This is a genomic window from Nocardia flavorosea NBRC 108225 (assembly GCF_001613385.1).
Classification (GTDB): domain Bacteria; phylum Actinomycetota; class Actinomycetes; order Mycobacteriales; family Mycobacteriaceae; genus Nocardia; species Nocardia flavorosea.
In genome coordinates, this window is sequence record NZ_BDCG01000017.1 from 26,386 (window position 1) to 49,899 (window position 23,514).

The following is a 23,514-nucleotide window of genomic DNA, read 5'->3' on the forward strand; positions in this document are numbered from 1 at the left end:
GCGGAATGGGTCGTGGACGGTGCGGAGGGAGCCGCAGCTGTCGAGTGGACAAGGCAGCGTCGGAATGCGCTTTCCAAGCTATGCTAGTCCCGAAGTCCGGTCAACCCCACGCGCACGAGAAAACGAGGCACGAAGCCATGGCGGCTGTGAGATTGCAAGATGTCGCGACCCGCGCGGGCGTCTCCCAGGCAACCGCGTCCCGGGTGCTCAACGGTTCGGCACGGGTGCCCGGCGAAGGCGTCGCCGACCGGGTTCGCGCCGCCGCAGCCGAGTTGGGATATGTGGCAAACGCCCAGGCCCAGGCCCTGGCACGAGCCTCGACCGGCCTCATCGGACTCGTCGTGCACGATATCGCCGACCCCTACTTCTCCTCGATCGTGCAGGGCGTGCAGGCGGCGGCACGCAGCGCCGGCAAACTCGTCCTGCTGTCCAGCACGCAACGCGATTTCGATATCGAACGCGAATCCGTGAGCACCTTCATCTCCCATCGCGCCGACGCGATCATCCTGGCCGGCTCGCGCCAGAGCGGCGATCTCGACCGCGATCTCGAGAAGGACTGTGCTCGATATCTGGACAACAACGGCAAAGTGGTCGTGGTCGGACAGCCGCTCCCCTTCGGTGCCGCGGTGGAGCCCGAAAACCACGCGGCCTCCGCGCAGCTCGCCTACGCCCTGCTCGAGCAGGGCCACCGGGATTTCGCGGTTATCGGCGGTCCGGGCAATATCAGGACCGCTGTCGACCGGCGCAACGGCTTCGTCGAAGCGCTCGCGACACAGGGGGTGACACCGCTGGTGGAAATCGCGGGCGACTTCTCCCGGGACGGAGGTTTCAGCGCCGCTCGCCGCCTCGCCGCAGCGCTGGAACTGCGCCCCGGACGGGCCGGCGACATAACACCCTGCGTTTTCGCCGTCAGCGACGTGATGGCCATCGGAGCGATCGCGGCGTGGCGCGCACTCGGCCTCACGGTGCCCGATGATGTCTGCGTCGCCGGGTTCGACGATATCCCGACGCTGCGCGACCATGTACCGAGCCTGTCGACGGTGGCGCTGTCGCTGGTGGACATCGGCGAACGTGCCGTAGCGCTGGCACTCGACGACTCCGCGACGGCCGCACATATCCACGAATTCGTGCCCGGTCGCGTGATCCTGCGCGACAGCAGTATTTTGCGACGGGTCCGACCTGCATAAACACGAAACCCTTGACACTGTGCGGCCGGTCACACTAGCCTCTGTTCCAGCGTCGGAAAGCGCATTCCCGGCGGGTGTAGTGCGAACCCCGCTCCACTACTAGCTCTTAGGACTCCAGATGGCGGTAGTCACGTCCGTCGAGGCCGGTTCCTCCGCACCGAAAGCGACCAACTCCGCTCGCATTCGGCGGCGGAAACTCCCATCCCCCTCCACAATATGGTCGTCCATATGGCGGCCGCTCGCCCTGGTGGCAGTGCTTGTCGCCGCTTGGTGGGCCGTCACCGAATTCGAACTCGTCGAACCGTATATTCTGCCGTCACCGGCGGATACCTGGCGCACCGCCGCCGACAACTCGGCGTATCTGCTCCAGAACACGTGGGTCACCACCTACGAAACCGTGGTCGGCTTCGTTATCGCCGCAGTGATCGGGGAAGCCGTCGCACTGGTGATGATCTACTCCCGTGGTGTCGAGCGGACGATGTACCCGCTCATTCTCTTCGCGCAGGTCATCCCCAAGATCGCGATCGCTCCGCTGTTCATCGTGTGGCTCGGGTTCGGCACCAGCCCCAAGATTCTCGTCGCCGTATTGATGGCTTTCTTCCCGATCGTCATCGCAGGTATGGCCGGGCTGCGCTCGGTCGATCCCGAAATACTCGAACTCACGTCCACCATGGGTGCGAGCAATTGGAAAACATTCGTGAAGGTGCGTTTTCCGGCATCGCTGCCGCAGTTGATGTCCGGCCTCAAAATTGCCGCCACTCTCGCGGTCACCGGCGCCGTCGTCGGTGAATTCGTCGGCGCGAACGAAGGCCTCGGCTACGTGATTCTGCAGGCCAACGGCAATATCGACACCGCCATGCTGTTCGCCGCCCTGATCATCATGTCCATGCTGGGCATCATCCTGTTCGCGATCATCGAAATCGCCGAACAGTTCCTTATTCCCTGGCACGCCTCTCGCCGATCCACGGCCTCGGCCGTCGGCTCGGCATAAGCCTGTCGAACCACCGCATTCACGCCACAGCTGGAGAACTCGCATGAAATTCGGAACTCGTAGACTCACAACGATGGCCGCCGCTGCGGCTGCTTCACTCCTGGTATTGACCGGGTGTGGGGCCGGCGGCAACGACGCGAAGGACCCCGGCACCGACGGGGAGACCACCACGGTGTCACTGATGCTCAACTGGTACCCCTACGGTGAGCACGCTCCATTCTATTACGGGGTGCAAGAGGGCATATTCGCCAAACACGGCATCGACCTGAACATTTCGGCCGGCCAGGGCTCCACCAAGACCACACAGGCCACCGGTTCACAGCAGACCGATTTCGGATGGGCCGATACCCCGGCCGTCCTGAGCAATATCGATAAGGGCGTGAAGGTCAAAAGCGTCGGCGTCTTCCTCCAGACCACACCGTCGGCAGTGCAGGTCTTCGCCGATTCGAATATCCGCACCCCGGCAGACCTGGCGGGTAAAACCATTGCTGTCTCCGCGGGCGACGCACCGACCACGACCTTCCCGGTCTACCTCGACAAAGCGGGCGTTGCGGCGGATCAGGTGACCCAGCAGAGCCTCGACTCGGCCGGCAAGATGTCGGCGATGCTCTCCGGCCGCGTCGACGGCCTCATCGGATTCGCGCACGATCAGGGCCCCACCATCGCGAACAAGAGCGGGCGAGAGGTCCGCTATCTGCGGTATTCGGACCAAGGCCTGAGCTTCTTCAGCAACGGGCTCATCGCGAACGAGGCCACCATCGAATCCTCGCCCGAGCTGGTACAGGCCATGGTCGATGCGACCAGCGAGGCCTTCGCCGCGGCCGTCGCGCAACCGGAGGCCGCGGTCGCGGCGATGGAAGGTAAAGATCCGCAACTGCCGCCGCAGGAGGTCCTGCTCCAGCAGTGGCAGCAGACCATCCCACTGCTCAGCACGCCGGAAACCGAAGGTGCCGCGCCGGGCACCAACTCCGAAGCCGATTGGCGGGCCACCGTCGAGGTCCTCAGCAATGCGAAGCTGCTCGACAAGGCCGAGGACCCGGCCAAGTACTGGGAATCGACGTTCACCCCCACCAGCAAGCCGTGACCGGAGCAGGTGACGATATGAGCACACCCACCGACACACTCCCCCGCACCGACACCGCCGTCGCGGTGGAGGACCTGACCGTACGGTTCTCGTCCAAACGCGGCGAGGTGACCGCGCTCCACGATATCGGGCTGCGCGTACCCCGGGGCGAATTCGTTTCGATCGTCGGCCCGTCCGGCTGCGGCAAATCGACACTGCTGAAGGTCGTCGCCGGCCTCACCGATCCGAGCGGGGGCAGCGTCGAACTCGGCGGCGTCCCTGTACGAGGGGCACAGCGCAATATCGGCTACGTATTCCAGCGGTCGGCACTACTGGAATGGCGGACCGTCCGCAAGAACATCCTGCTCCAGGCCGAGATGCGCGGTTTGAACAAGCGGGCGGCCGAAGCCGAATGCGCGCGCCTCATCGAGATGACCGGACTCGGCGGCTTCGAGAACGCCCTGCCGCACGAACTCTCCGGTGGTATGCAGCAGCGGGTCTCCCTGTGCCGGGCTCTGCTGCACGAACCGGAAGTGCTGCTGATGGACGAGCCGTTCGGTGCGCTCGACGCACTCACCCGGGAACGGATGAATATCGAACTGCATCGGATCTGGCGGGAAACGGGCACAACGGTCCTGCTGGTCACCCATTCGGTGGCCGAGGCCGTCTACCTGGCCAACCGGGTGGTCGTGATGAGCCCGCGGCCCGGCCGGATCGTCGAACTGCTCGACGTGGACCTCCCGGCCCACCGGGATTACGCCACGACGATGGAACAGCCCGAATTCATCAGCGTTGCCAACCGGGTCCGGGAATTGCTCGGCGCGGCATCGCACGCGGACTGACACCCGATTCCCCGCCGCCCATATACCGACAGGAAGTCGACCGCGTGAAGGTTCTGATTGCCCCCGACAAGTTCAAGGGAAGCCTCTCGGCATCCGAGGTGGCCGCCCGGCTGGCGGAGGGCTTGGCGGCGGCGGGGGTCGGCAGCTACCGGATGCCGCTGGCCGATGGCGGTGACGGGAGCGTGGAGGCGGCGATCGCAGCCGGATTCACTCCACGGCCGGTGACCGTGGCCGGGGCGGCGGGTACCCCGACATACGGGCGGATCGCCGCTGGCCACGGCACCGCGGTGGTCGAGGTCGCCGGCACCTGCGGTCTCACCACCCTGCCGAACGGCCGCAAGCTGCCGTTGGACGCGAGCAGCCTCGGTGTAGGACAGGCCATCTCGCAAGCACTGCGTTATCGGCCGCGCCGATTGGTCCTCGCCCTCGGTGGCAGCGCCAGTACCGACGGCGGGATGGGGCTGCTCGCAGCGCTGGGCTACACGTTCGCCGATGCGAACGGGGTACGACTGCGTGGCTGCGGACGGTCTCTCGGGCGAGTCCATACGATCGACTCCTCGCGGGCCGCGCGGCTCACCGGAGTCGAGATCGTGGTCGCCGGCGATGTCACCAATCCCCTGCTCGGGCCGAACGGTGCGGCAGCGGTGTACGGCCCGCAGAAGGGGGCCACCGGAGAAGAGGTGCGGTTTCTCGACGCCGGTCTGAACAACCTCGTACAAGCGTTCGCCCGGAGCGGCTACCCGGACGCGAGAGCCGCCGCGGACGCGGCCGGAGTGGGTAGCGCGGGCGGAATGGGCTTTGCCGCATTGATGCTCGGCGCCGAAATCGTATCGGGTGCCGGCTACTTCCTCGATTTGCTCGAGTTCGACCGCCATCTACCCGGGTGCGATCTGGTCGTCACCGGGGAGGGACGTATCGACGAGCAGACCGTGAACGGCAAATTGCCCACGGTGGTGGCCCGCCGCTCATACCCCCTTCCAGTTGTCGCTGTCGCCGGCCGGAACACCCTGCCCCCTGACCGTTGGAACGCCGCAGGGTTCACCGATATTCACACCCTGGGCGACCACACCGACCGGGATACGACCGACGACCCCGAGCTGACCCGGCAGCTACTCACCCGGATCGGCCGGCAGATCGGATGTGCCGCCGCATACAGTCCCCCCGGAGTCCGAGAAGGCAAACAGCCGACTCTCCGCCGTTGATCGTTCTCCGAACTCGATGTGCGGGTCCGGCTCGCTCCTGGGAAGGAGCGGGCATGGCGCCGAGGACTACTTCCGTCGATCGACGTGCTGGTGGGAACCCTGTGGCCGGAGGCGAACAGACGCTCACGACTGCCGATGACAGTGACCATGCGTTGCACCTGGCCGTCGGCAGTTTCGGCGACGATGGCCATTTCGGGTTCGTCCTTCGCCGCGACGACCCATCGATACCGCATACCGTCGACGTCGATGATCCGGGCCCCTTACGCGCCGAGCCCCTGTTGTTGATCCACCGCCGGCGGTCGACCGCCGGCGAACGGTTTCCCGGGCAAACCCTCCTGAAACTCGGAGCCCCGCGGTTACCGCCCGGCCCGGGAGCCTGGCACCGCCATCGAGAATTCCGCGCTCACGGACCAGCCGGCGAGGTCCGTTCTCCGGCGGCTTACGAGCTTGTCCGAAGGGGAATCGAGCACGGCCGGTGACGACGAATCCCGAACGTTATGGGTTAGAGAAGGCCGCGGCGGGCCAGGTTGCGGAACAGGTCGGCCGTGCCGAACTGCCACGGTTCACAGTTATCGCTGGTGCGTACCCGATTGGTCAGGCCACCCAGCGCAGGTGCGCTGATGGTGACCAGGTCGTCGATATGGTGGGTGAAACCCAGTCCGGGTTCGGCGCGGTCCTGGACGGGAGCGAACATGGTCCCGAGGAAGAGGACGACCCCGTCCGGGTACTGGTGGTGGCGACCCATGAGCTGGCGAATGAGATCGTCCGGGTCGCGGCTGATCTCGGCCATCGACGATTCGGCGCGCAGGGTGAAACCGTCGGTCCCGCGAACCTGCAATGTCACGGTCAGCTTGCGCACCGTGTCGAGATCGAAAGTGTCGTCGAACAACCGGACGAACGGCCCGACGGCAGCGGACGCGTTGTTGTCCTTGGCCGCGGTCAGCAACAGTGCCGATCTGCCCTCGAAGTCACGCAGGTTGACATCGTTGCCGAGGCAGGCGCCGACAGCGCGGCCCGCGGACGAGATCAGCAGAACCACTTCGGGTTCCGGGTTGTTCCAGGTCGAGCGGGGGTGCACACCGATATCGGTGGCGGTGCCGACACTGGCCAGCGGCGCGGATTTGGTGAAGATCTCGGCGTCGGGTCCCAGCCCGACCTCGAGGTACTGACTCCACCACCCCTCGGCGACCAGTAGTTCCTTGAGCCGGGCGGTTTCGACCGAACCCGGTTGCAGTGCAGCCAGATCGGTGCCGATATGTCCGGCGATCTGCTCGCGCACGCGGTCGGCCAGGGTGGCGTCACCCCGGCAGCGTTCCTCGATGACCCGTTCCATCAAGGACACCACGAAGGTGACACCTGCGGCCTTGATCGGTTGCAGGTCGATCGGGCTGAGCAGCCTGGGTGTCTCGGGCCGCCGGGATTCCACCGGAGTACAGGCGGCGATATCGGCGAGCGATCCGAGGTCCGGTCCGTCACAGTCGCGGACGAATCCGGCGGGATCGTCGTATTCGGCGAGATCACGCACCGTGGCGACCCGTGCGGTGATATCTATCAGGCGGCCGCCGCGCACCGTGACCACGCAGGGCCCCTCGGGGCCCATCACCCGCCCGACGAGAGCGGAACGCTCGGGGCCGGCGGGCAGAAGAGTGTCGGCGGCCGGTGGCCAGGTGGGGGTCACGATGTGGTCCTCGATGTCGTGGCCGGTGCGAGGCTGCGCTCGTAGCTCTCGTTCACCTCGCGGGTGAGCCGGCTGATGTCGCGATGGTCGAACACGCAGGCCCGCACGGCCGCGGCACCCGCGTTCTGGAAGGCGATGGCGCCGGCGTGGCGGGGCCGGATCCAGGCGTCGTCGATGGTCGCCCGGGTCGCCCGGTAGAAGTCGTGACCGGCGGCGTTGACGGCACCGTCGTCCCAGGCAGCGGTGAGCCCCGGCTGCCCCTCCTCGTCGACGATGAAGCGGCGCTGGGTGTCGGCGGTCATGAGCCAGCGCAGATGATCGAGCAGCGCCCGGTCCGGTCTCGCGCGGGCGCTGATCGCGATGCCGGTGCCGCCCAACACGGATCCGTGACGACCGGCGCGGCCGCGCGGCGCGTCGGCGAACCACAGCGGGCGGGGGCGGCGGGCATAGTTCACATAACCGTAGATATGCGGGCAGAAATCCGGCCCCGCACCGCCGGACATCCGCTCCAGCAGGGCGATGGGGTTGTCGTTGCCCGCGGCCGGACGGCCGCAGACGAAGTGGCGCAGGATATCTATTGCGACGCCGTATTCCTCTTCTGTCAGGAACGTATCACCGGCGCCGGGTGTGGCGCCGTCCCCCACCGCGATACCGCACAGGGTGAGAAACAGATGGGGTCCGGAGGTCGGTAGCGCCGCAGGGATATCACCGGCCAGTTCGACCGCTTCGGCCCAGGTCCGTGGAACAGGAATACCGGTGTCGCACCGAACGGAAACCTGGGTCGCGGCGTCCAGAGGTAGGGCCCAGATATGTCCGCCCATCTCGTAGGACCGGGCCGACGGCCCGATGCTCGCGGCTCGCCAGGCCGCGAGTTCCGCCGCGGTGAAATGCGCGTCGAGCGGTTGTAGTGCCCCGGTCTCGATCGCTTCACCGATATGCGGGTGGTCCAGCACTACGAGGTCGTAGCAGCGCGCGGTCTCGGCGATAGGCGCCGATTCGAAGCCCTCCAGTGGCTGGATATCCCAGCGGATATCGCAGGCGGGTGCGGCCGGGTGCTGCGTCGCGGCGCGCAGCGCCCGGTAGCCGCGGGGATGATCCCAGGTCAGGCCGGTCCAGCTCGTCATCCGCGCAGCTCCTCGGGAAGCGAGCCAGTGGGGAGGTTCTGGTAGGCGACCGGGCGGGCGAACCGCAGTGCGGCGGCGGTGCCCACCGAGGTCGAAACGGGCGCTGTGGTGGCGGGCCAGGGACCGCCGTGCTGCTGGGCGTCGCTCACCGTGACACCGGTCGGCCACTGGTTCCAGATGATTCGGCCGGTCCGTTCGGTCAGGAGATCGATCGCGGCGGCAGCCTGATCGTCCACCTCGTCGCCGCCCTGCACCGTCGCGGTCAGGCTGCCCTCGATCAGTTCCAGAACCGCCAGGGCCTGAGCGGGATCGGCGTATTCGACCAGTACCGACGCCGGTCCGAAGATTTCGGTGGTCACGAGCGCCGGATCCGCCAGGGCGGCGCGGGCGGTGGTGGTGAGGATATGCGCGGCCGGCGCGTCCGGTGCGGACGGACCGGTGCGGGAGGTTTCGATATCCGGGTGTTTCGCCACCGCCGCCAAGGCCGCGGCGAATCCGTCGGATATCCGCGGATTGAGCATAGGCCCCACGGCGGGGAGGGCGAGCCGGTCCAGGAACCCGGCCAGATCCGGAACCAGAACCACCCCCGGCTGGGTGCAGAACTGCCCGGTTCCCATGGTCGCGGATTCGGTGAAACCGGTGGCGATATCGTCCGCCCGCTGCGCCCACCCCGCCCGGGTGACGAGTACCGGATTGGTGCTGCCGAGTTCCCCGTAGAACGGGATCGGGTCCGGTCGCGATACCGCCAGGTCGAACAGGGCGCGTCCGCCCGCCTCGGAGCCGGTGAACCCGACGGCGCGGATCCGCTTGTCCAGCACGGCGGTGATCCCCGCCTGCTTGCCTTCGATCAGGCCGAATATTCCCTCCGGTGCCCCGGCGGTACGCAACCGTTCGGTGACGATACGGGCAGTGGCCCGGGACAGCTCCGGATGACCCTCATGAGCCTTGACCACCACCGGGCACCCCACCGCCAGCGCGCTGACAGTATCCCCTCCGGCGACGGAGAAGGCGAACGGGAAATTGCTCGCCGCAAACACGAGGACCGGGCCGATCGGCACATGGCTGCGCCGGATATCGGGGCGCGGCCCCATCGGCCACTCCGGATCGGCCCGATCGACCCGCACGTCGAACAACGTGCCCTGTTCGAGCCGATCGGCGAAAAGCCGGGCCTGGAAAGCGGTGCGCACCAGCTCGTTACGCAGCCGTGGTAGTGGCAGCGCCGTTTCCCGGTGGGCGATTTCGGCGAGTTCGCCGGCGCCGTCGTCGAGCCCTTGGGCGATCGCACGCAGCTGAGTCGCTCGTTGCGCGGCCGAGGCACGCCGGGACGGTCGGCGGGCGCGATGGGCGGCGGCAAGTATCTGTTCGACGGCCGCGGTGTCGGTCATGAGTTCGGCTCCTCGGAATGCGGTGTGCGGTCGACGGCGAGCACGTGCTTGCAGACGAGCACAGTGTCGCCACGCTGGTTGACCCCGGTGTACTGCTTGGTGACCAGCCCGATGCGCGGGTTTCGGTGCTCGGCGAGGTCGACGACTTCCGAGGTCGCGCGGACGGTATCGCCGGGCAGTACCGGGCGGGGAAAGCGGATGCGGTCGTAGCCGTATGCCACGGCGCGGCCGTTGTATTCGACAGTGAGCCCGACCACGACACCGAAGGTGAGGACACCGTGGGCGATCACGCTGCCGAACCTCGGCTCCGCGAAACCGGGGTCGGTGTGGGCAGGATGATGGTCGCCGGTGAGGTCGGCGAACTGGGCGATATCGGCGGCGGCGATCACCCGGCTGCCACCGGCGCCGGTCTCCCCCACCGTGTACTCCTCGAAGTACCGGTTTTCGAATTGCGGGATGCTCATACCTTCACTCCTGTGCCGACGGTGCCGGTCGGATGGGTGGTCACATGGTTGAAGTGGTCGTCACTGTCCTGATCGGCATCGCTGCGGTAGCGCTTGGAGAGATAGACGGAGACGAATGCGACGGTCGCCATGAACACCATCCACACCGCCACCGGCCACCAGTGCCCGAATCCGGCGAACATGGCCGTGGCGATCAATGGGGTGGTGCCGCCCAGCAGGGCGCCGCTCACCTCCCGGGCGAAGGCAACTCCCGAGTACCGCATGGCGGGCGGGAACATTTCCGCCAGGAATGCCGCCTGCGCGGCATAGCAGGTGGCGACCGCGCCGACGAAGCAGATCACCAGCGCGAGGACGATCAACGCGGGTATGCGGGTGTCGATGAGAGCGAACATCGGGAAGGCCCAGACGATGCCGAATCCGGCACCGAACAGAAACAATCGGCGTCGCCCGAAACGGTCACCGACCCGGCCGAACACCGGCATGAACGCCGCGCCCGCCACCAGGACCACGGCATTGATTCCGAGCCCGGCCATGGCCGCGAGGCCGATATCGTTGGTCAGGTAGCTCAGGGCCCAGACCTGCGGGATATACGAGAACCCCGACAGCATGAAATTGGATCCGAGGCTCAGCGCCAGCCGGCCCTTGGCCGTCCGGAACAACTCCAGCAGCGGGATCTTCGTATCGTCTTTTTTCGCCTGTTCGAAGCTTTCGGTCTCCGCGACGCGGCGCCGGATGTACAGGCTGATCACCAGCATGACCAGGCTGAGCAGGAACGGTATCCGCCAACCCCACTGCTCGAAGTTGTCGCCGGTCAGCCAGAGCACGAGCTGGAAGGTGCCCAGGCCCAGGGCCGAGCCGAGCCATACACCCCCGCCCGACCAGGAGGCGTAGAACCCGCGGCTGCCGCGCGGTGCCGCCTCCGAGGACAGCACCACCGCGCCGGCGTACTCGGCGCCGGCGCCGAGTCCCTGGATGATCCGGAGCAGGACCAGTAGGACGGGGGCGGCCAGTCCGATCGAGTGGTAGCTGGGCAGCAGACCGATGAGCGCGGTCGATACACCCATGATGCCGAGCGTGACGATCATGACCGGTTTCCGGCCGATCTTGTCGCCCAGATGCCCGAAGACCACGCCGCCGAAGGGCCGGGCGAAATAGCCGACGGCAAAGGTGGCGAACGAGGCGAGCAGCCCGGTCGTGGGACTGGCATCGACGAAGAAATAACTGTTGAAGACGAGGGCGGCGGCCGCGCCGTACAGCGCGAAGTCGTACCACTCGACGAGACTGCCGACCGCGGACGCCGCTGCCGCGCGGCGTGCCTGCTGAACCGATGGGGCGGTTGTACTCATGAAGGGATCTTTCGGTGATGCGGCGTCAGGAATGGCGCGCGACGACGGGAGACCGGTGGCGGTGGATGGTGCCGGTCGATTCGAGTTCCTCGATCCGGTCGATGCTCACACCCAGCTCCAGTAGCACTTCCTGGGTGTGCTGGCCGTTCAGCGGCGCCGGCCGGTAGACCTTCTGGGGCTGATTGCTCAGCCGGAATGCGAAACCGGGGGTCACCACTGTGCCCTCGGTCGGGTGGTCGTATTCGACGAAGGAGTTGTTGTGCCGGACCTGCGGGTCGTCGTGGAGCTGGGTGTAGTCGTAGACCGGGCCGACCCATACGCCCGCGTCACCGAGGGCGGCGAGCCAGTGCCCAGTGGTGTTCGCCGCGAGGTTCTCGGTGACCAGCGCGGAAATCTCGTCGCGGTGGGTGAATCCATCGCGTTCGGCGTCGTAGGCCAGGAACCGATCGTCGCCGAATACCTTCGCCAGTGCGTCCATTTCCGCGAACGACAGTGCGAGGTAGCCGTCCGAGGTGGGGAAAACGCCGTAGGGAGCACGGATGTAGGAGTGGGCATGGATCTGATCGGTCGGTTCCTGCCGGACCCCACCGACCGTCGCGACGCTGATCTCCTGCATCTGCGCGGCAATGATCGAATCCAGCATATTGGCCTCTACCAGCTGGCCTTCGCCGGTGCGTTCGCGGTGGAACAGCGCGGCCATGGCGCCTTCGAAGGCCGAGTAGGCGGTGATGGCGTCGGCCAGGAAGAACGGTGCCGGGCGCGGCGGTTCGCCGTGGCGGCGGGCGCTGGCCAGGCCGCCGCTCATCGCCTGGAGGAGCACGTCCTGGCCGGGCCGGTCGGCGTACGGCCCGGTGGTTCCGTAACCGGACATCGACACATAGACGAGATCGGGTTTGATCGCCCGGAGGGTTTCGTAGTCGACGCCGAGCCGATCTGCCACGCCCGGTCGATAGTTCTGCAGGAAGACATCCGCACCGCGCACGAGTTCGTACAGCAGCTCGCGGCCCGCCGGATCCTTGAGGTTCATCGATAGCGAACGCTTATTGCGGTTGAGTGAAAGGAACGAGGCATTGACCTCGTTTCCACGGGCGCCACCGGCCGACACATGGCGTTGCCACTCCCCTGTCACCGGTTCCACTTTGATCACATCGGCGCCGAGATCTGCCAGTTTCTGCGCGGCGAACGGCCCGGCCATGGCGATCGACAGATCCAATACCCGGATACCGTCCAGCACATTCATCCTGCCACTCCCTGCCTCGGGACCACTGTACGAGTAGTCACATGGTGTTCCACGCCACGAATGTTAGCGGTAACGTTAGCGGTAACGCAAGCTGTGGTACTCGACCGGCTACGGATCGGTGAACACTCCAGGCACGAAGCGGACCGTGCGCAGCGGTATGCTCCGCAGACAGCAAGGACAGCGTTTCGGGAGGTGGCGTGGCCGGAGTGGAACGACGACGGCGGGTTCGCGCCAAATCGTCCACGAAATCGGTCACCATGCAGGACGTCGGGCGGGCGGCCGGAGTATCCGCGCAAACCGTCTCGCGCGCCCTGAGTTTCCCCGATCAGGTCTCCGAGGAGACCCGGCGCCGTGTACAGCGCGCCATCGCCGATACCGGCTATCTGCCGAATCTGGCCGCCAGCAGTCTGGCGTCGAACCGCAGCCGCACCATCGCCGCGATCCTGCCGGTCATCTCGACCTCGATCTTCTCCGATACGCTGCGCGCCGCCGCGGGCAGGCTCAACCCTGCCGGATACCAATTGATCGTCGGCTACACCGATTACCACCCGGAACGCGAAGAAGACTTGGTGCGCGGCTTCATCCAGCGGCGCCCGGACGGCTTCTTCATCGTCGGCACGCTGCACACTCCGGAAACCCTGCGGTTGTTACGCACCTACGGTGCGCCCGTCGTCGAAACCTGGGACTGGATCGACGAACCGATGGACACCCTGGTCGGTTTCTCGAACGAATCCGCAACCGGCGATCTGGTCCGGCATCTCGTGGACCGCGGCCACCACGCCCTGGTGTTCGCCGGTACCTTCGGCTCCGGCGACGCCCGTGCCATCCGGCGTCGCGACGGGTTCACCCGCGCCGTGGGCGACCTGCTACCGGACCAGCCCGTCCGCATCGTCGACCTGCCGGATCACGATATCTCGATGGACACCGGTGTCGCCCTGCTCGACACGGCCCTGGAACGCTTCCCCGAAACCACAGCAATCATGTTCGCCACCGACGTCCTCGCCACCGGCGCCGTACTCGCGGCACAGCGCCGCGGGATCGCCGTGCCGGATCGCCTGGCCATCACCGGGTTCGGCGATTTCGAGATGTCCCGGCATCTCAACCCGGCACTCACGACGGTGAGCGTCGATATCGACGCAATCGGCACCAAGGCCGCCGATCTACTGCTGGCCCGGTTGGCCGGTACGGCGATCGAGTCGGCCACCGTGGACATCGGCTACCGGATCGTCACCCGCGAAAGCGCCTGAGCACCAACTCTTACCAGCGCAACTGCCCGAGTGGTGCCCACGGGCCGTAGGCGATGATTCCCGGAGCCTCCCCCACCGATCACACCGGCCCGGTCGGTCGCCGTCCGGCCACCCGATGCCGCGATATCGCGGAACGGGCACCGGAGGGTGGCGCCACGGCATACCGGTTCCGACCGGACCAGTCATGCGCGTCGTTCACCTCCGAGCCGCCGCGAGCGCGACGCCGGGACGCCCCCTCCGCCGAGAACGACGGCATCGATTCCGGCAAGGATGCCAAGGTACGCTCCGGTTGGGGCCGCCCGTATCGGGACTGCGCCGGCACCCGCCGGCTCGCGGTTCCCTCGGGACGACGGTCGCCGACTCTCACCGTGCGAGACCCGCCCGCCGGCGCGAGGCCGAGGTCAGCTCGAAACCGCCCGGGACCCGAGCACAAGACCATGACCATGACCGGCTTCACCCAAGTCGATGGACTCGGCCAATTCCGGATCGCGGATATCGGCACCGGCGGTGGCGGCATGCCGGTAGGCGGTCAAGTTCACCGAATCGTTCTCGGTGCTGGTGACGCCACGTTTCCAGTAGGCCCTGGCGAGGAGATCGGAGCGGTCGACGCCCCATACCTCGACGGCATGCGCGCGGATTCCGCGCACCTCGGCGGCTTCGGCAGCGATCCAGACCTGGGTTCGGCGACCGCCGGCGATCGAGGCGGGAATGTGCTCGAGGACCCGGGTGATATCGGCGAGGTGGTGCAGCGTCAGTTTCGGATGCGCGGGAACGAGTTCGATATCGGCAGGATCCGGGGTGGCGATGTATGCCGATACGGCATGTTCCGGATCGAGACCGTCGAGGATGGCGGCGATGGCCGGAAGTGCGGTGCCGTCGCCGATCAGCACATGGTCGCGGATTCCGGCACCGACCGCCCATTCGGGTCGCATTCCGGACAGCGATACCGGGTCGCCCGGGCGCGCGGCGGCGAGCCAGTCGATCCCCACGCCGTGATCGTGCCGAGCCACGTCCATGGTCAACCGCCGTGCCGCCGGATCGAATCCGCGAACGGTGAAGGCGCGAAGTACCGGTGGCACGGTATCGGCGGACCATTCCGGAAGCCCGGATCCGCCGCGCATCGGTGGAGCCGACGCAGCACTCCGTACACGTGACAGCGCGAGTTTGAATGCGTCGGCCGGGTGCGGGTCTCGATATTCGTCCAGAGCCACCCCCTCGAGGACGACGCGAGTGAAACCCGGCGTGAGGGAATAGATCCCCGCAACGGACAATTCGAGCGACAACAGCCGGCGACCCCGTGATCGCTGCCAGACCCCCGCCTTGATCGACTCCACTACGCCCGCCTCCCGATGAATTAGGTCACCCTAAGTTCGATGGTAACGCATAGTCGGGTGCACGGGCGAAACCACACGACGCGGCTGCCCGGTCCGCCTCGGCGTCGCAATATCGACGGACACATGTCCGACGTCGCCCATACTTCTACCGCCGGCCCCGCGCGTGGGCTCGCAGCGGACCGCGGCGCTGCGAACCGACCGGCCTCAGGTTGCCGTTCGTCTCTCGCTGCCGGGAACGGTCATGGATCGCTCCGCTATCTCGGCCGATACCGGTCCCCGCGGTTGCCGTCACGACCGGGCGTTCTCTGCCGGCGGGCCGGCCGGTGCAGCCGTGCGGCATACGGCCTCGGCTACTCTGGCCACGAGGCAGCACGAAAGGCTTCACCATGGTCGGAACCCCTTCGCGGGTACGCAAGTTCAGCTCGGCGATCGGTGACGACGCCGTCGCGTTCGGCGACCGCGTCCGCATCGCGCCCGGTCTCGGCAAAGCGGCCGGCGGGTCGATGAGTGCCTACTCGGCGTTCTTCCACGCGGGCGCGCGTGCCGACCTGCCGGCCGACTATGCGGAGGTCTGGGTGGTGCTCGGCGGAGCGCTACGGCTGGGTGACGGGAGCGACGAACTGACGGTTCGTGCGGGGGAATACGTGCACGTTCCGGAGCAGACGCCCGGCATCGTCGAGGCTCTCGAGGACACCACCATGGTCTGCGTATCGGTGCCCGCTCATTGACGAGGACGGCTGTCATGGATGACCGCGCAGCAGTTCGGCGGCACCGGTTGAGCCGGGCCGGGATTCAGTGTGTGCGGTGCGGCGGGCGCCGGCGTAACTCCCGGGAGAGGCTGTGCGCATGGCGGAGTAACAGACCACCCAGCTCGCCGCGGCGGTCTGCGCGGAACCGGCTCTCGACTCCGGTGAGACTGAGCGCCCATCGGGGTTCGTCGCGCTGGTCGAAGACCGCCGCCCCCATGCCCCAGCTGCCCTCGACGAGCAGGCCCGGATTCACACACCAACCGGACTCACGGGTGGCGGTGATGCGTCGGGTGAGCTCCGGGCGCGCATGTGTGGCGCCCCAGTCTGTACTCAGGTCGGTACGGGCTAGATAGTCGGCGATATCTCGATCGGGCAGGTGCGCCAGGATCACCAGCCCCGCCGAGGCGACACCGAGGGGGAAGCGGATGCCGGGGTACAACACATGGGAGCGGAGCGGGAAGCTGCCTTCCTCACCGGCCAGGCATACCGTCTCGTCACCGCGGCGGGCGGAGAGGAACGCGCTCTCTCCGGTCTCGCGGGCGAGTTCCCGCAGCACGGGCCGGGCCGCGTCGCCGATGTCGTAGCGCTCGGCGGCGAGTGACCCCATGAGGAACAGTTCCGGACCGAGAAGCCATCGCCCCGATCCGGCGTCGCGATCCAGGAAACCTTCCTCGGCGAGGGCGGCAAGCAACCGGTGGGCTGTGGGCCGCGCCAAATCGGTCCGGCGCGCCAGATCGCTGGTGGTCACTCCCTGCTCACCTTCTGCGGCCACCGCGCGCAGCAGGGTTGCCGCGCGCCCGAGGACCGAGGGGTTCGGCTCTGCGCTCATCTTTCCATCATACGTTCACTGAATGGACGCCACTTATCGCACTGTTCACTCTATGAGCAATTTCGGCTTTGAGCAGAGCGAACACTTGCCAGTTCAAAGGGATGAATGTTCTCGTTGGCGGACCCGGGTATCAACGTTTGCTGAGTGAACACATAAGACGAGAGGCGAGCTGAAATGGAACCGAAAGTGGTGGACACCGCCGCCGCTGCCGTGGCCGATATCGGTTCGGGAGCGACTCTGGCGGTCGGCGGATTCGGGCTGTGTGGTGTCCCGGACGCCTTGATCGCGGCCATCGCCGCGGGGGAGGCCACCGGCTTCGAAGTGTTCTCCAACAATTGCGGGGTCGACGACTACGGGCTGGGGATTCTGCTGTCCGCCGGACGTATCGCCCGGGTGACCGCCTCCTATGTGGGTGAGAACAAGGAGTTCGCCCGCCAGTACCTCGGCGGCGAACTGGAAGTCGAACTGCTTCCCCAGGGCACGCTCGCCGAGCGACTACGCGCCGGTGGCGCCGGTATCCCCGCGTTCTACACACCAGCCGGTGTCGGGACACCGATCAGCGAAGGCGGACTCCCGTGGCGGTATGCGCCGGACGGGTCGGTGGCCGTCGCGTCACCGCCGAAAGAGGTACGAGTGTTCGGCGGCCGCCGCTTCGTCCTCGAGGAGAGCATCGTGGCCGACTACGCCCTCATCCACGCCGCCGTCGGCGATACCGACGGCAACCTGGTGTTCGAGAAGACGGCCCTGAACTTCAACCCGCTGGCCGCGATGGCCGGGCGGGTAACCATAGCTCAGGTCGAGGAACTCGTCGCCCCCGGCGAACTGGATCCCGCCCACGTGCATCTGCCCGGAGTGTTCGTCCAGCGCATCGTGGACACCGGGCCGCAGAACAAACGAATCGAGAAGCGCACCGTACGGCAGGAGGCCACCCGATGAGCTGGACGCGCACCGAAATGGCCGCCCGCGCGGCCCGCGAACTCGTCCCCGGCGAGTACGTCAACCTGGGGATCGGCCTGCCCACCCTGATCCCCAACCACCTACCCGACGGCGTGAAGGTCGTCCTGCACAGCGAGAACGGCATCCTCGGCACCGGCCCCTACCCCACTGACGATGCGGTCGATGCCGACCTCATCAACGCCGGAAAGGAAACGGTCACCGTCGAACCCGGCGCCGCGTTCTTCGACTCCGCACTGTCGTTCGGCATGATCCGCGGCGGCCATATCGACACCGCGGTCCTGGGTGGTATGCAGGTCTCGCGAACCGGTGACCTGGCCAACTGGATGGTGCCCGGCGCGATGGTCAAAGGTATGGGCGGCGCGATGGACCTCGTCCACGGCGCCCGTCGCGTCATCGTGCTGATGGAACACACCACCCGCGACGGCTCCCCCAAGATCGTCGACACCTGCACCCTGCCACTCACCGGGCAAGCCGTCGTGCACCGGGTGATCACCGACCTCGCCGTCCTCGATATCGCCGGCGGACAGGTGATCCTGCGCGAAACCGCGCCCGGGGTGAGCGTTGATCAGGTGCGGCAAGCGACCGGGACACCGCTCGTTACCGAGACCGTCCCGGCCTGACATCCTGGACCATCCCTACCCCGCGATGCCAGGACACTTCGCCCGGACCGGCGTACTCGCCGAGACACTCGCAGCGGTGCACACATTGGGCGTACCGGGGGCCGGACAATGTCGGTCCCCTTCGGGCCTTGCCGGAGTCCGGCAGCCGGCGGAACCAGGTCCCTGTCGACGATAATTTGTCGTCGGCCGCCATTGAGGTATCCACCGGCTGACGAGCAGCCCTCACCTACGGGCAAAACGTGCCGGTTCGCCGCCTGGGAGCTGGATGATCAGGTCACGTGCGACGAGGTGGCGCAGATGCGCAGCCGCCTCGGACAATGCCATGTTCTTTCCGAGCGGTGAGATCTCCGCCCACGGCTTGTACCATTTCATCCGCGCGGCGACCTCCCATACGGTGATCTGATCGTCGCCGAATGCGCTGTAGAGGTGATCGAGTCGCTCTTCGTGATGTTTGATCAGGAACGCAGCGCGCCCCGCGACGTCGTCGAGCGGGAGCCCGTGGGCGCCGAGCCCGCGAGTGACGTTCATCGATTGCACTCGCCGTAACGAGTCGGTGAACTCGGCCAATGCGTCACGCTCTTCGAGGGGGTAGACGAAACTGCCGACATGCGGTGTCGTCTTCTGCAGAATGTGGTCGCCGGTGAACATCACGTCGGCGTCCTCCAGGTAGAAGCACACGTGGCCGGGGGTATGGCCGGGAGTGTGAATCGCCCGCAGGTCGCGGCCGGTGAGCGCGATCCGCTCGTCGTCGGCAAGGGTGCGGTCCGGCGCCGAATCGCGGCTCACCCGGGTTTCCTCGTTCACGGCGAGCTCGTATGCCGTCACATCGGCGTGCGGAGCACCGGCCTGGGCCAGGTTCTCCTTCTGAGCCGCCATCCAGGCCTCGTCTCGATCCGCCGTCATCCCCGCAAACAGATCGTGGTCCGCTTCGTGCATCGCGATCCACGCGCCCGAGGCCTCCCGGACACGTCCGCACAGACCGCTGTGATCCGGATGGAAATGCGTGAGAACGACACCTTCGACGTCGTTCACCGAATGGCCGATGGCCGCCAGCCCGGCTGTGAGCCCGTCCCACGCGTTGTCGTCGTACCAACCGGCATCGATGAGCACGATGCCACCTGGTGACTCCAGCACGTAGATCAGAGTGTTCCCGAGTGGATTACCTGTGATCGGAACCGGAATGCGGAAGATACCATCGCCCACAGAAATCGCGCCGTCCATCAGGTCACCATATTCCTTAGGCAAAGAAACCACTGTTCGGGGCTCCCGGTAGGCGGGACCGCGGGCCGCGTCGAACCGGCCGGCTTCCTGTACTTCTCCGCCGCGCCAACCGCACAGTCCGATAGGGCGCGCGGCCGCAGAAGGCTCGACAGAACACCCTGTGGTAACGTCAACAGTGACAGTTTCGGCAAAGTAGCGCACCACGGAGGCTTCATGGCCGGCCCGCCTTGACAGACCCCGCACCACGCCTCTGCCGAAATCATACGAGCGAGGAAGTGGGTCGAGATGGCGAAGCAGGGAACCGCGACGAAGCGCCCGAGACGCGAACGTGGCTCTCTCAACCCGGAGGATATCGTCGCGGGCGCATTCGAACTCGCCGAAGAGATTTCGATCGATAATCTGAGCATGCCCTTGCTGGGTAAGCATCTGGGCGTCGGTGTCACGAGCATCTATTGGTACTTCCGTAAGAAGGAAGAGCTGCTCAATGCCATGACCGACCGAGCGCTGCGGCAGTATGCGTTCGAAACGCCCTTCATCGAGGCCGAGGACTGGCGCGAAACGCTGCGTAAGCACGCGCAAACCATGCGGCAAACCTTCCTCGGCAATCCCATCCTGTGCGATCTGATCCTGATCAGGTCGGCTTTGAGTGAAAAAGCGGCACGGCTCGGCGGTAAGCAGACGGAGCGGGTGATCGCCAGCCTCGTCGAGGCGGGCTTCTCTCTGGAGGACGCGGTGGAGACATATTCCCGTGTCCAATTGCATGTGCACGGCCTCGTTGTGCTGCAACGTCTCTCGGATAAGAATCGCGAACTCAGCCCGGAGTCCACCGCGTACTACGAGAACGTGATCATCGATCCGGAGACCACTCCCCTGCTGGCCCAGGCCGCCGCCAAGGGGTACCACTCCGGTGCGCCGGACGACCGGAACTTCGAGCACGGGCTGGATTCCATCCTCGACCACGCGACCAGGCTGCTCTCGGGCGAAAACCACACACAGAAGAAATCCACGACGGCGCGGCGCGCGACCCGTTCGGCAACCACGAAGACCAGCAAGCCTCGGACGCGAACGGCCACCAAGTAGCACTCGCCGCTGCGGGCTTCACACCGAAGCCCGCAGCTTCCGCGGCCGATCGGCAGGTCAGCGGGGCTGGAAACGCTGCGCGCCGTCGATCCGCACGACTTCCCCGTTCATATACGGGTTCTCCAGCAGATGCTGGGCGAGGTTCGCGTATTCGTCCGGCGTCCCGAGCCGCTTCGGGAACGGCACCGTCGAGGCGAATTTCGCCAGGCCCTCTTCGCCAATCAGCTCCATGATCGGCGTCAGCATGGTGCCGGGGGCGATGCTGTTGAGCCGGATCCCGACCGAGCTGAGATCGCGGGCGCCGGTGAGCGTCAAGGAGATAACTCCCCCTTTGGCGACCGCATATGCCGACTGCCCGATCTGCCCCTCGTATCCGGCGATCGAGCTCGTCATCACGATCGCGCCACGTTCACCGTTCGGCTTCGGCTCCATTTTTGCCATCCGCGCCGCCGCCAACCGCAGCACGTTGTAGGTCCCGGTGAGGTACAGCCCGATGGTGTCGGTGAAGCCCTTCAGCGTATGCGGGCTGCCGTCGCGATTCACCACCTTCTCCAGCACACCGAAACCGCCGTGGGCGATCACCGAGTACCGCAGTTCGCCCAGTTCCGCGGCGGCGTCCAGCGCCGCGTTCACCGCGTCTTCGTCCAGCACATCGGTCCGTACGTAGACGGCCTTGTTGCCCAGCTCGTCGGCCAGCTCCTGGGCCTTTTCGTCGGCGACGTCGGCGATGACGACCGCCGCTCCGGCGCCGTGCAGCCGGCGCACGGTGGCGGCACCGAGTCCGCCGGCACCGCCGGTCACCAGAACGACTTCTCCCTCGAACGACACGGGATTCTCCTTACTCATCATGATCAACAGGTCGGGGTCCGGCGCACCGGACGTTCGGGTGCACCGGTCAGGTACCGGTCCACTCGGGAGTCGGCTTCTCCGCGAACGCCTTCGCGCCTTCTTGCGCATCCTTCGACGCGAATACCGGCGCGAGCAGCTCCATCTGCTTCTGCCACATCTCGTCCTCGCTCCAGTACCGGGACTTGACGAGAATCTCCTTGGTCACCGCGACCGCCAGCGGTCCGTTGGCGGTGATCCGGTCGGCGAGCCGCAGGGCTTCGGTCAGGGCTTCACCGGGCTCGGCGAGCACGTTGACGAACCCCAGGGTCGCGCCCTGTTCGGCGGTGAAGTTCTCGCCGGTGAGGGCCAGCTCGAGCGCTTTCTGGTAGGGAATGCGCTGCTGCAGGCGCAGCAGACCGCCGCCCCCGGCCACCAGCCCCCGCTTCACCTCTGGGATGCCGAACTGCGCACTGCGCGAGGCGACCACCAGATCGGTGGCGAGTGCCAGTTCGGTACCCCCGGCCAGGGCGAACCCTTCCACCGCAGGGATGATCGGCTTACGCGGCGGCCGCTCGGTGAAACCCATGCCCCGGCAAGGGATATACGGGTATTCACCGGCCGCGAAGGCCTCGAGATCCATACCGGCGCAGAAACTGCCACCGCTACCGGTGAGAACCGCGACCGACAGCTCGGGGCTGTCGTCGAGTTCGTCCATGGCATCGGCCAGGCCCTGACTCACCGCCAGGTTCACCGCATTACGCGCATCCGGCCGATTGATCGTGATCACCAGGGTGCGCCCGCGGCGCTCCACCAGAACTTCGTCCGACACCCGTCGCCTACTTACTCTTGTGAATGAACAGAATCGTGTTGCCGGAGGCTTGGTGTATCCGGCGTGGCGGTGCCGGGATCTCACACCTCGAGCACCAGGGCACCGCCCATACCGCCGCCCGCGCACATCGCGGCGACACCGATACCGCCGCCACGGCGGCGCAGCTCGTAGATCAGCGTGGTCACCATGCGGGCGCCACTGGCCGAGATCGGGTGGCCCAGACTGCATCCGCTGCCGGAGAAGTTCACCCGCTCCTCGTCCATCCCGTATTCCCGGCAGGCCGCGATCGGCGTCGACGCGAAAGCTTCGTTGATCTCCCACAGCGCCACATCGCCCACGGCGAGCCCGGCCCGCTCCAGCACTTTGCCGATCACCTTCACCGCACCCAGGCCGGTATCCCGCGGCGCCACCCCGACATTCGCCCAGGCGCGCACGGTCGCCATCACCTCGAGCCCTTCGGCGGCGGCGTAATCGTCGCCGACCAGCGCCACCGCGGCACCGGCATCGTTGATTCCACTGCTGTTCCCGGCGGTGATCGAGAAACCTTCGATCTCGGGATGCAGCACCGGCAACGCGGCCAGGCGCTCCAGTGTGGTGTCACGGCGCGGGTGTTCGTCCACCGCGAAGTCGAGCACGATGCCATCGGCCCGGGTGACCTTCAACGGCACGATCTCGTCCACGAATTTCCCGGCTTCGATGGCGTCACAGGCACGCTGATGCGACCGTAACGCCCACGCGTCCATCTCCGCCCGGCTGATACCGACCGCTTTCGCGGTGTTCCAGCCCACCGTGACCGACATATCCATGGTCGGGGCGTCGGGAGTTTCCGGATGCGACGGCGGGATCCACGGTTCGATGAACTCCATTTCCGGTCCCGAATCCGGTTTACGCCACTTCATCAACGGCGCCGTGGACAGCGACTGCACACCACCCGCGACGAGGACTCGCTCCATATCGGCACGGATATGCGCGGAAGCGTTGGCGATCGCCGTGAGGCTACCCGCGCAATGCCGGTTGACCGCCTGTCCCGGAACGGTTTCCATCCCGCAGGCCACCGCGGCGTGCCGGGCCAGATCGCCACCGCCGTAGTTCAGTTCGGCGAACACCACATCGTCGACCGCGGCGGGCTCCAGGCCGGCCCGGCGGACCACCTCCGGCAGCACTGTGGTCGCAAGAGTTTCGGTCGGCACGTTCGCCAGCGCGCCCTTGAACGATCGGCCGATCGCTGTCCGGACGGCGCCGACGATGACGGGTTTGGCCATATCTCTCAACCTCAGTTCGAGCCACACTCGCGGTGT

22 protein-coding genes are annotated in these 23,514 nt (G+C 66.6%); 10 read left to right on the forward strand and 12 right to left on the reverse strand.

What is annotated here, in order from left to right; all coding sequences use genetic code 11:
• Positions 1–137 precede the first annotated feature (137 nt).
• The 5 genes from NFL01S_RS22355 (at position 138) to NFL01S_RS22375 (ending at position 5,285) form a co-directional block, all read left to right on the forward strand.
• Positions 138–1,187 carry a LacI family DNA-binding transcriptional regulator gene (locus NFL01S_RS22355; protein WP_062978246.1) on the forward strand — a complete coding sequence of 350 codons (1,050 nt, stop codon included), beginning with the start codon at positions 138–140 and terminating at the stop codon, positions 1,185–1,187.
• Between the two features lie 247 nt (positions 1,188–1,434).
• A complete protein-coding gene (locus NFL01S_RS22360; RefSeq protein WP_245670829.1) occupies positions 1,435–2,178 on the forward strand; it encodes an ABC transporter permease in 744 nt (247 codons plus the stop codon).
• Positions 2,179–2,251: 73 nt separating this feature from the next.
• Positions 2,252–3,262 carry an ABC transporter substrate-binding protein gene (locus tag NFL01S_RS22365; protein ID WP_157116813.1) on the forward strand — a complete coding sequence of 337 codons (1,011 nt, stop codon included), beginning with the start codon at positions 2,252–2,254 and terminating at the stop codon, positions 3,260–3,262.
• 17 nt (positions 3,263–3,279) lie between these two features.
• Positions 3,280–4,083, forward strand: a complete 804-nt coding sequence (locus NFL01S_RS22370) for an ABC transporter ATP-binding protein (RefSeq protein WP_062978502.1) — start codon at positions 3,280–3,282, stop codon at positions 4,081–4,083.
• A 44-nt stretch (positions 4,084–4,127) separates the two neighbouring features.
• A complete protein-coding gene (locus NFL01S_RS22375; RefSeq protein WP_062978249.1) occupies positions 4,128–5,285 on the forward strand; it encodes a glycerate kinase in 1,158 nt (385 codons plus the stop codon).
• Between the two features lie 502 nt (positions 5,286–5,787).
• Here the strand turns inward: NFL01S_RS22375 and NFL01S_RS22385 are convergent.
• From NFL01S_RS22385 to NFL01S_RS22410, 6 genes are read right to left on the reverse strand one after another with little or no spacing between them, the layout of a single operon-like run.
• Positions 5,788–6,963: a fumarylacetoacetate hydrolase family protein gene (locus NFL01S_RS22385; RefSeq protein WP_062978251.1), complete on the reverse strand. Its 1,176-nt coding sequence runs from the start codon at positions 6,961–6,963 to the stop codon at positions 5,788–5,790.
• Complete coding sequence (locus NFL01S_RS22390) at positions 6,960–8,087, reverse strand: type 2 periplasmic-binding domain-containing protein (RefSeq protein WP_062978252.1); 1,128 nt, start codon at positions 8,085–8,087, stop codon at positions 6,960–6,962. The genes NFL01S_RS22385 and NFL01S_RS22390 overlap by 4 nt, the downstream gene beginning before the upstream one ends.
• On the reverse strand, positions 8,084–9,472 hold the full coding sequence (locus NFL01S_RS22395) for an aldehyde dehydrogenase (NADP(+)) (protein ID WP_062978253.1): 1,389 nt from the start codon (positions 9,470–9,472) through the stop codon (positions 8,084–8,086). The genes NFL01S_RS22390 and NFL01S_RS22395 overlap by 4 nt, the downstream gene beginning before the upstream one ends.
• Positions 9,469–9,936 carry a MaoC family dehydratase gene (locus NFL01S_RS22400; RefSeq protein WP_062978254.1) on the reverse strand — a complete coding sequence of 156 codons (468 nt, stop codon included), beginning with the start codon at positions 9,934–9,936 and terminating at the stop codon, positions 9,469–9,471. The genes NFL01S_RS22395 and NFL01S_RS22400 overlap by 4 nt, the downstream gene beginning before the upstream one ends.
• Positions 9,933–11,282, reverse strand: a complete 1,350-nt coding sequence (locus NFL01S_RS22405; protein WP_062978255.1) for an MFS transporter — start codon at positions 11,280–11,282, stop codon at positions 9,933–9,935. Before NFL01S_RS22405 ends, NFL01S_RS22400 begins: the two co-directional genes overlap by 4 nt.
• Before the next feature lie 25 nt (positions 11,283–11,307).
• Complete coding sequence (locus NFL01S_RS22410) at positions 11,308–12,522, reverse strand: CaiB/BaiF CoA transferase family protein (RefSeq protein ID WP_062978256.1); 1,215 nt, start codon at positions 12,520–12,522, stop codon at positions 11,308–11,310.
• Between the two features lie 206 nt (positions 12,523–12,728).
• Here NFL01S_RS22410 and NFL01S_RS22415 point away from each other — a divergent pair, with 206 nt between their 5' ends.
• Positions 12,729–13,769, forward strand: a complete 1,041-nt coding sequence (locus NFL01S_RS22415) for a LacI family DNA-binding transcriptional regulator (RefSeq protein WP_210744836.1) — start codon at positions 12,729–12,731, stop codon at positions 13,767–13,769.
• Between the two features lie 401 nt (positions 13,770–14,170).
• Here NFL01S_RS22415 and NFL01S_RS22420 read toward each other — a convergent pair whose 3' ends face one another.
• A complete protein-coding gene (locus tag NFL01S_RS22420) occupies positions 14,171–15,103 on the reverse strand; it encodes a siderophore-interacting protein (protein WP_062978257.1) in 933 nt (310 codons plus the stop codon).
• A gap of 386 nt (positions 15,104–15,489) precedes the next feature.
• On the opposite strand from NFL01S_RS22420, the gene NFL01S_RS22425 reads away from it, so the two are divergent.
• Positions 15,490–15,831, forward strand: coding sequence for a hypothetical protein (locus NFL01S_RS22425; protein WP_062978258.1), 342 nt, complete (start codon positions 15,490–15,492; stop codon positions 15,829–15,831).
• Between the two features lie 64 nt (positions 15,832–15,895).
• Here the strand turns inward: NFL01S_RS22425 and NFL01S_RS22430 are convergent, their stop codons facing one another.
• The gene (locus tag NFL01S_RS22430; protein WP_062978259.1) at positions 15,896–16,681 is read right to left on the reverse strand and encodes an IclR family transcriptional regulator; all 786 of its coding nucleotides are present in this window, start codon (positions 16,679–16,681) and stop codon (positions 15,896–15,898) included.
• A 174-nt stretch (positions 16,682–16,855) separates the two neighbouring features.
• Here NFL01S_RS22430 and NFL01S_RS22435 point away from each other — a divergent pair, with 174 nt between their 5' ends.
• Both NFL01S_RS22435 and NFL01S_RS22440 read left to right on the forward strand, forming a co-directional pair.
• Entirely contained in the window at positions 16,856–17,617 is a 762-nt protein-coding gene (locus NFL01S_RS22435) for a CoA transferase subunit A (protein ID WP_062978260.1), read from the forward strand.
• Positions 17,614–18,258: a 3-oxoacid CoA-transferase subunit B gene (locus NFL01S_RS22440; protein WP_062978261.1), complete on the forward strand. Its 645-nt coding sequence runs from the start codon at positions 17,614–17,616 to the stop codon at positions 18,256–18,258. Before NFL01S_RS22435 ends, NFL01S_RS22440 begins: the two co-directional genes overlap by 4 nt.
• 222 nt (positions 18,259–18,480) lie before the next feature.
• On the opposite strand, the gene NFL01S_RS22445 is transcribed toward NFL01S_RS22440, so the two are convergent.
• The gene (locus NFL01S_RS22445) at positions 18,481–19,479 is read right to left on the reverse strand and encodes an MBL fold metallo-hydrolase (protein ID WP_062978262.1); all 999 of its coding nucleotides are present in this window, start codon (positions 19,477–19,479) and stop codon (positions 18,481–18,483) included.
• A 285-nt stretch (positions 19,480–19,764) separates the two neighbouring features.
• On the opposite strand from NFL01S_RS22445, the gene NFL01S_RS22450 reads away from it, so the two are divergent.
• Entirely contained in the window at positions 19,765–20,559 is a 795-nt protein-coding gene (locus NFL01S_RS22450) for a TetR/AcrR family transcriptional regulator C-terminal domain-containing protein (protein WP_062978263.1), read from the forward strand.
• Between the two features lie 57 nt (positions 20,560–20,616).
• Here NFL01S_RS22450 and NFL01S_RS22455 read toward each other — a convergent pair whose 3' ends face one another.
• The 3 genes from NFL01S_RS22455 to NFL01S_RS22465 all read right to left on the reverse strand — a co-directional run bounded on the left by NFL01S_RS22455 (position 20,617) and on the right by NFL01S_RS22465 (position 23,478).
• Positions 20,617–21,387 (reverse strand): SDR family oxidoreductase, encoded by a 771-nt coding sequence (locus NFL01S_RS22455; RefSeq protein WP_062978504.1) that lies wholly within the window; start codon positions 21,385–21,387, stop codon positions 20,617–20,619.
• Positions 21,388–21,454: 67 nt separating this feature from the next.
• Positions 21,455–22,216: a crotonase/enoyl-CoA hydratase family protein gene (locus tag NFL01S_RS22460; RefSeq protein WP_062978264.1), complete on the reverse strand. Its 762-nt coding sequence runs from the start codon at positions 22,214–22,216 to the stop codon at positions 21,455–21,457.
• Positions 22,217–22,296: 80 nt separating this feature from the next.
• Positions 22,297–23,478: a thiolase family protein gene (locus tag NFL01S_RS22465; RefSeq protein ID WP_062978265.1), complete on the reverse strand. Its 1,182-nt coding sequence runs from the start codon at positions 23,476–23,478 to the stop codon at positions 22,297–22,299.
• Between the last annotated feature and the right edge of the window lie 36 nt (positions 23,479–23,514).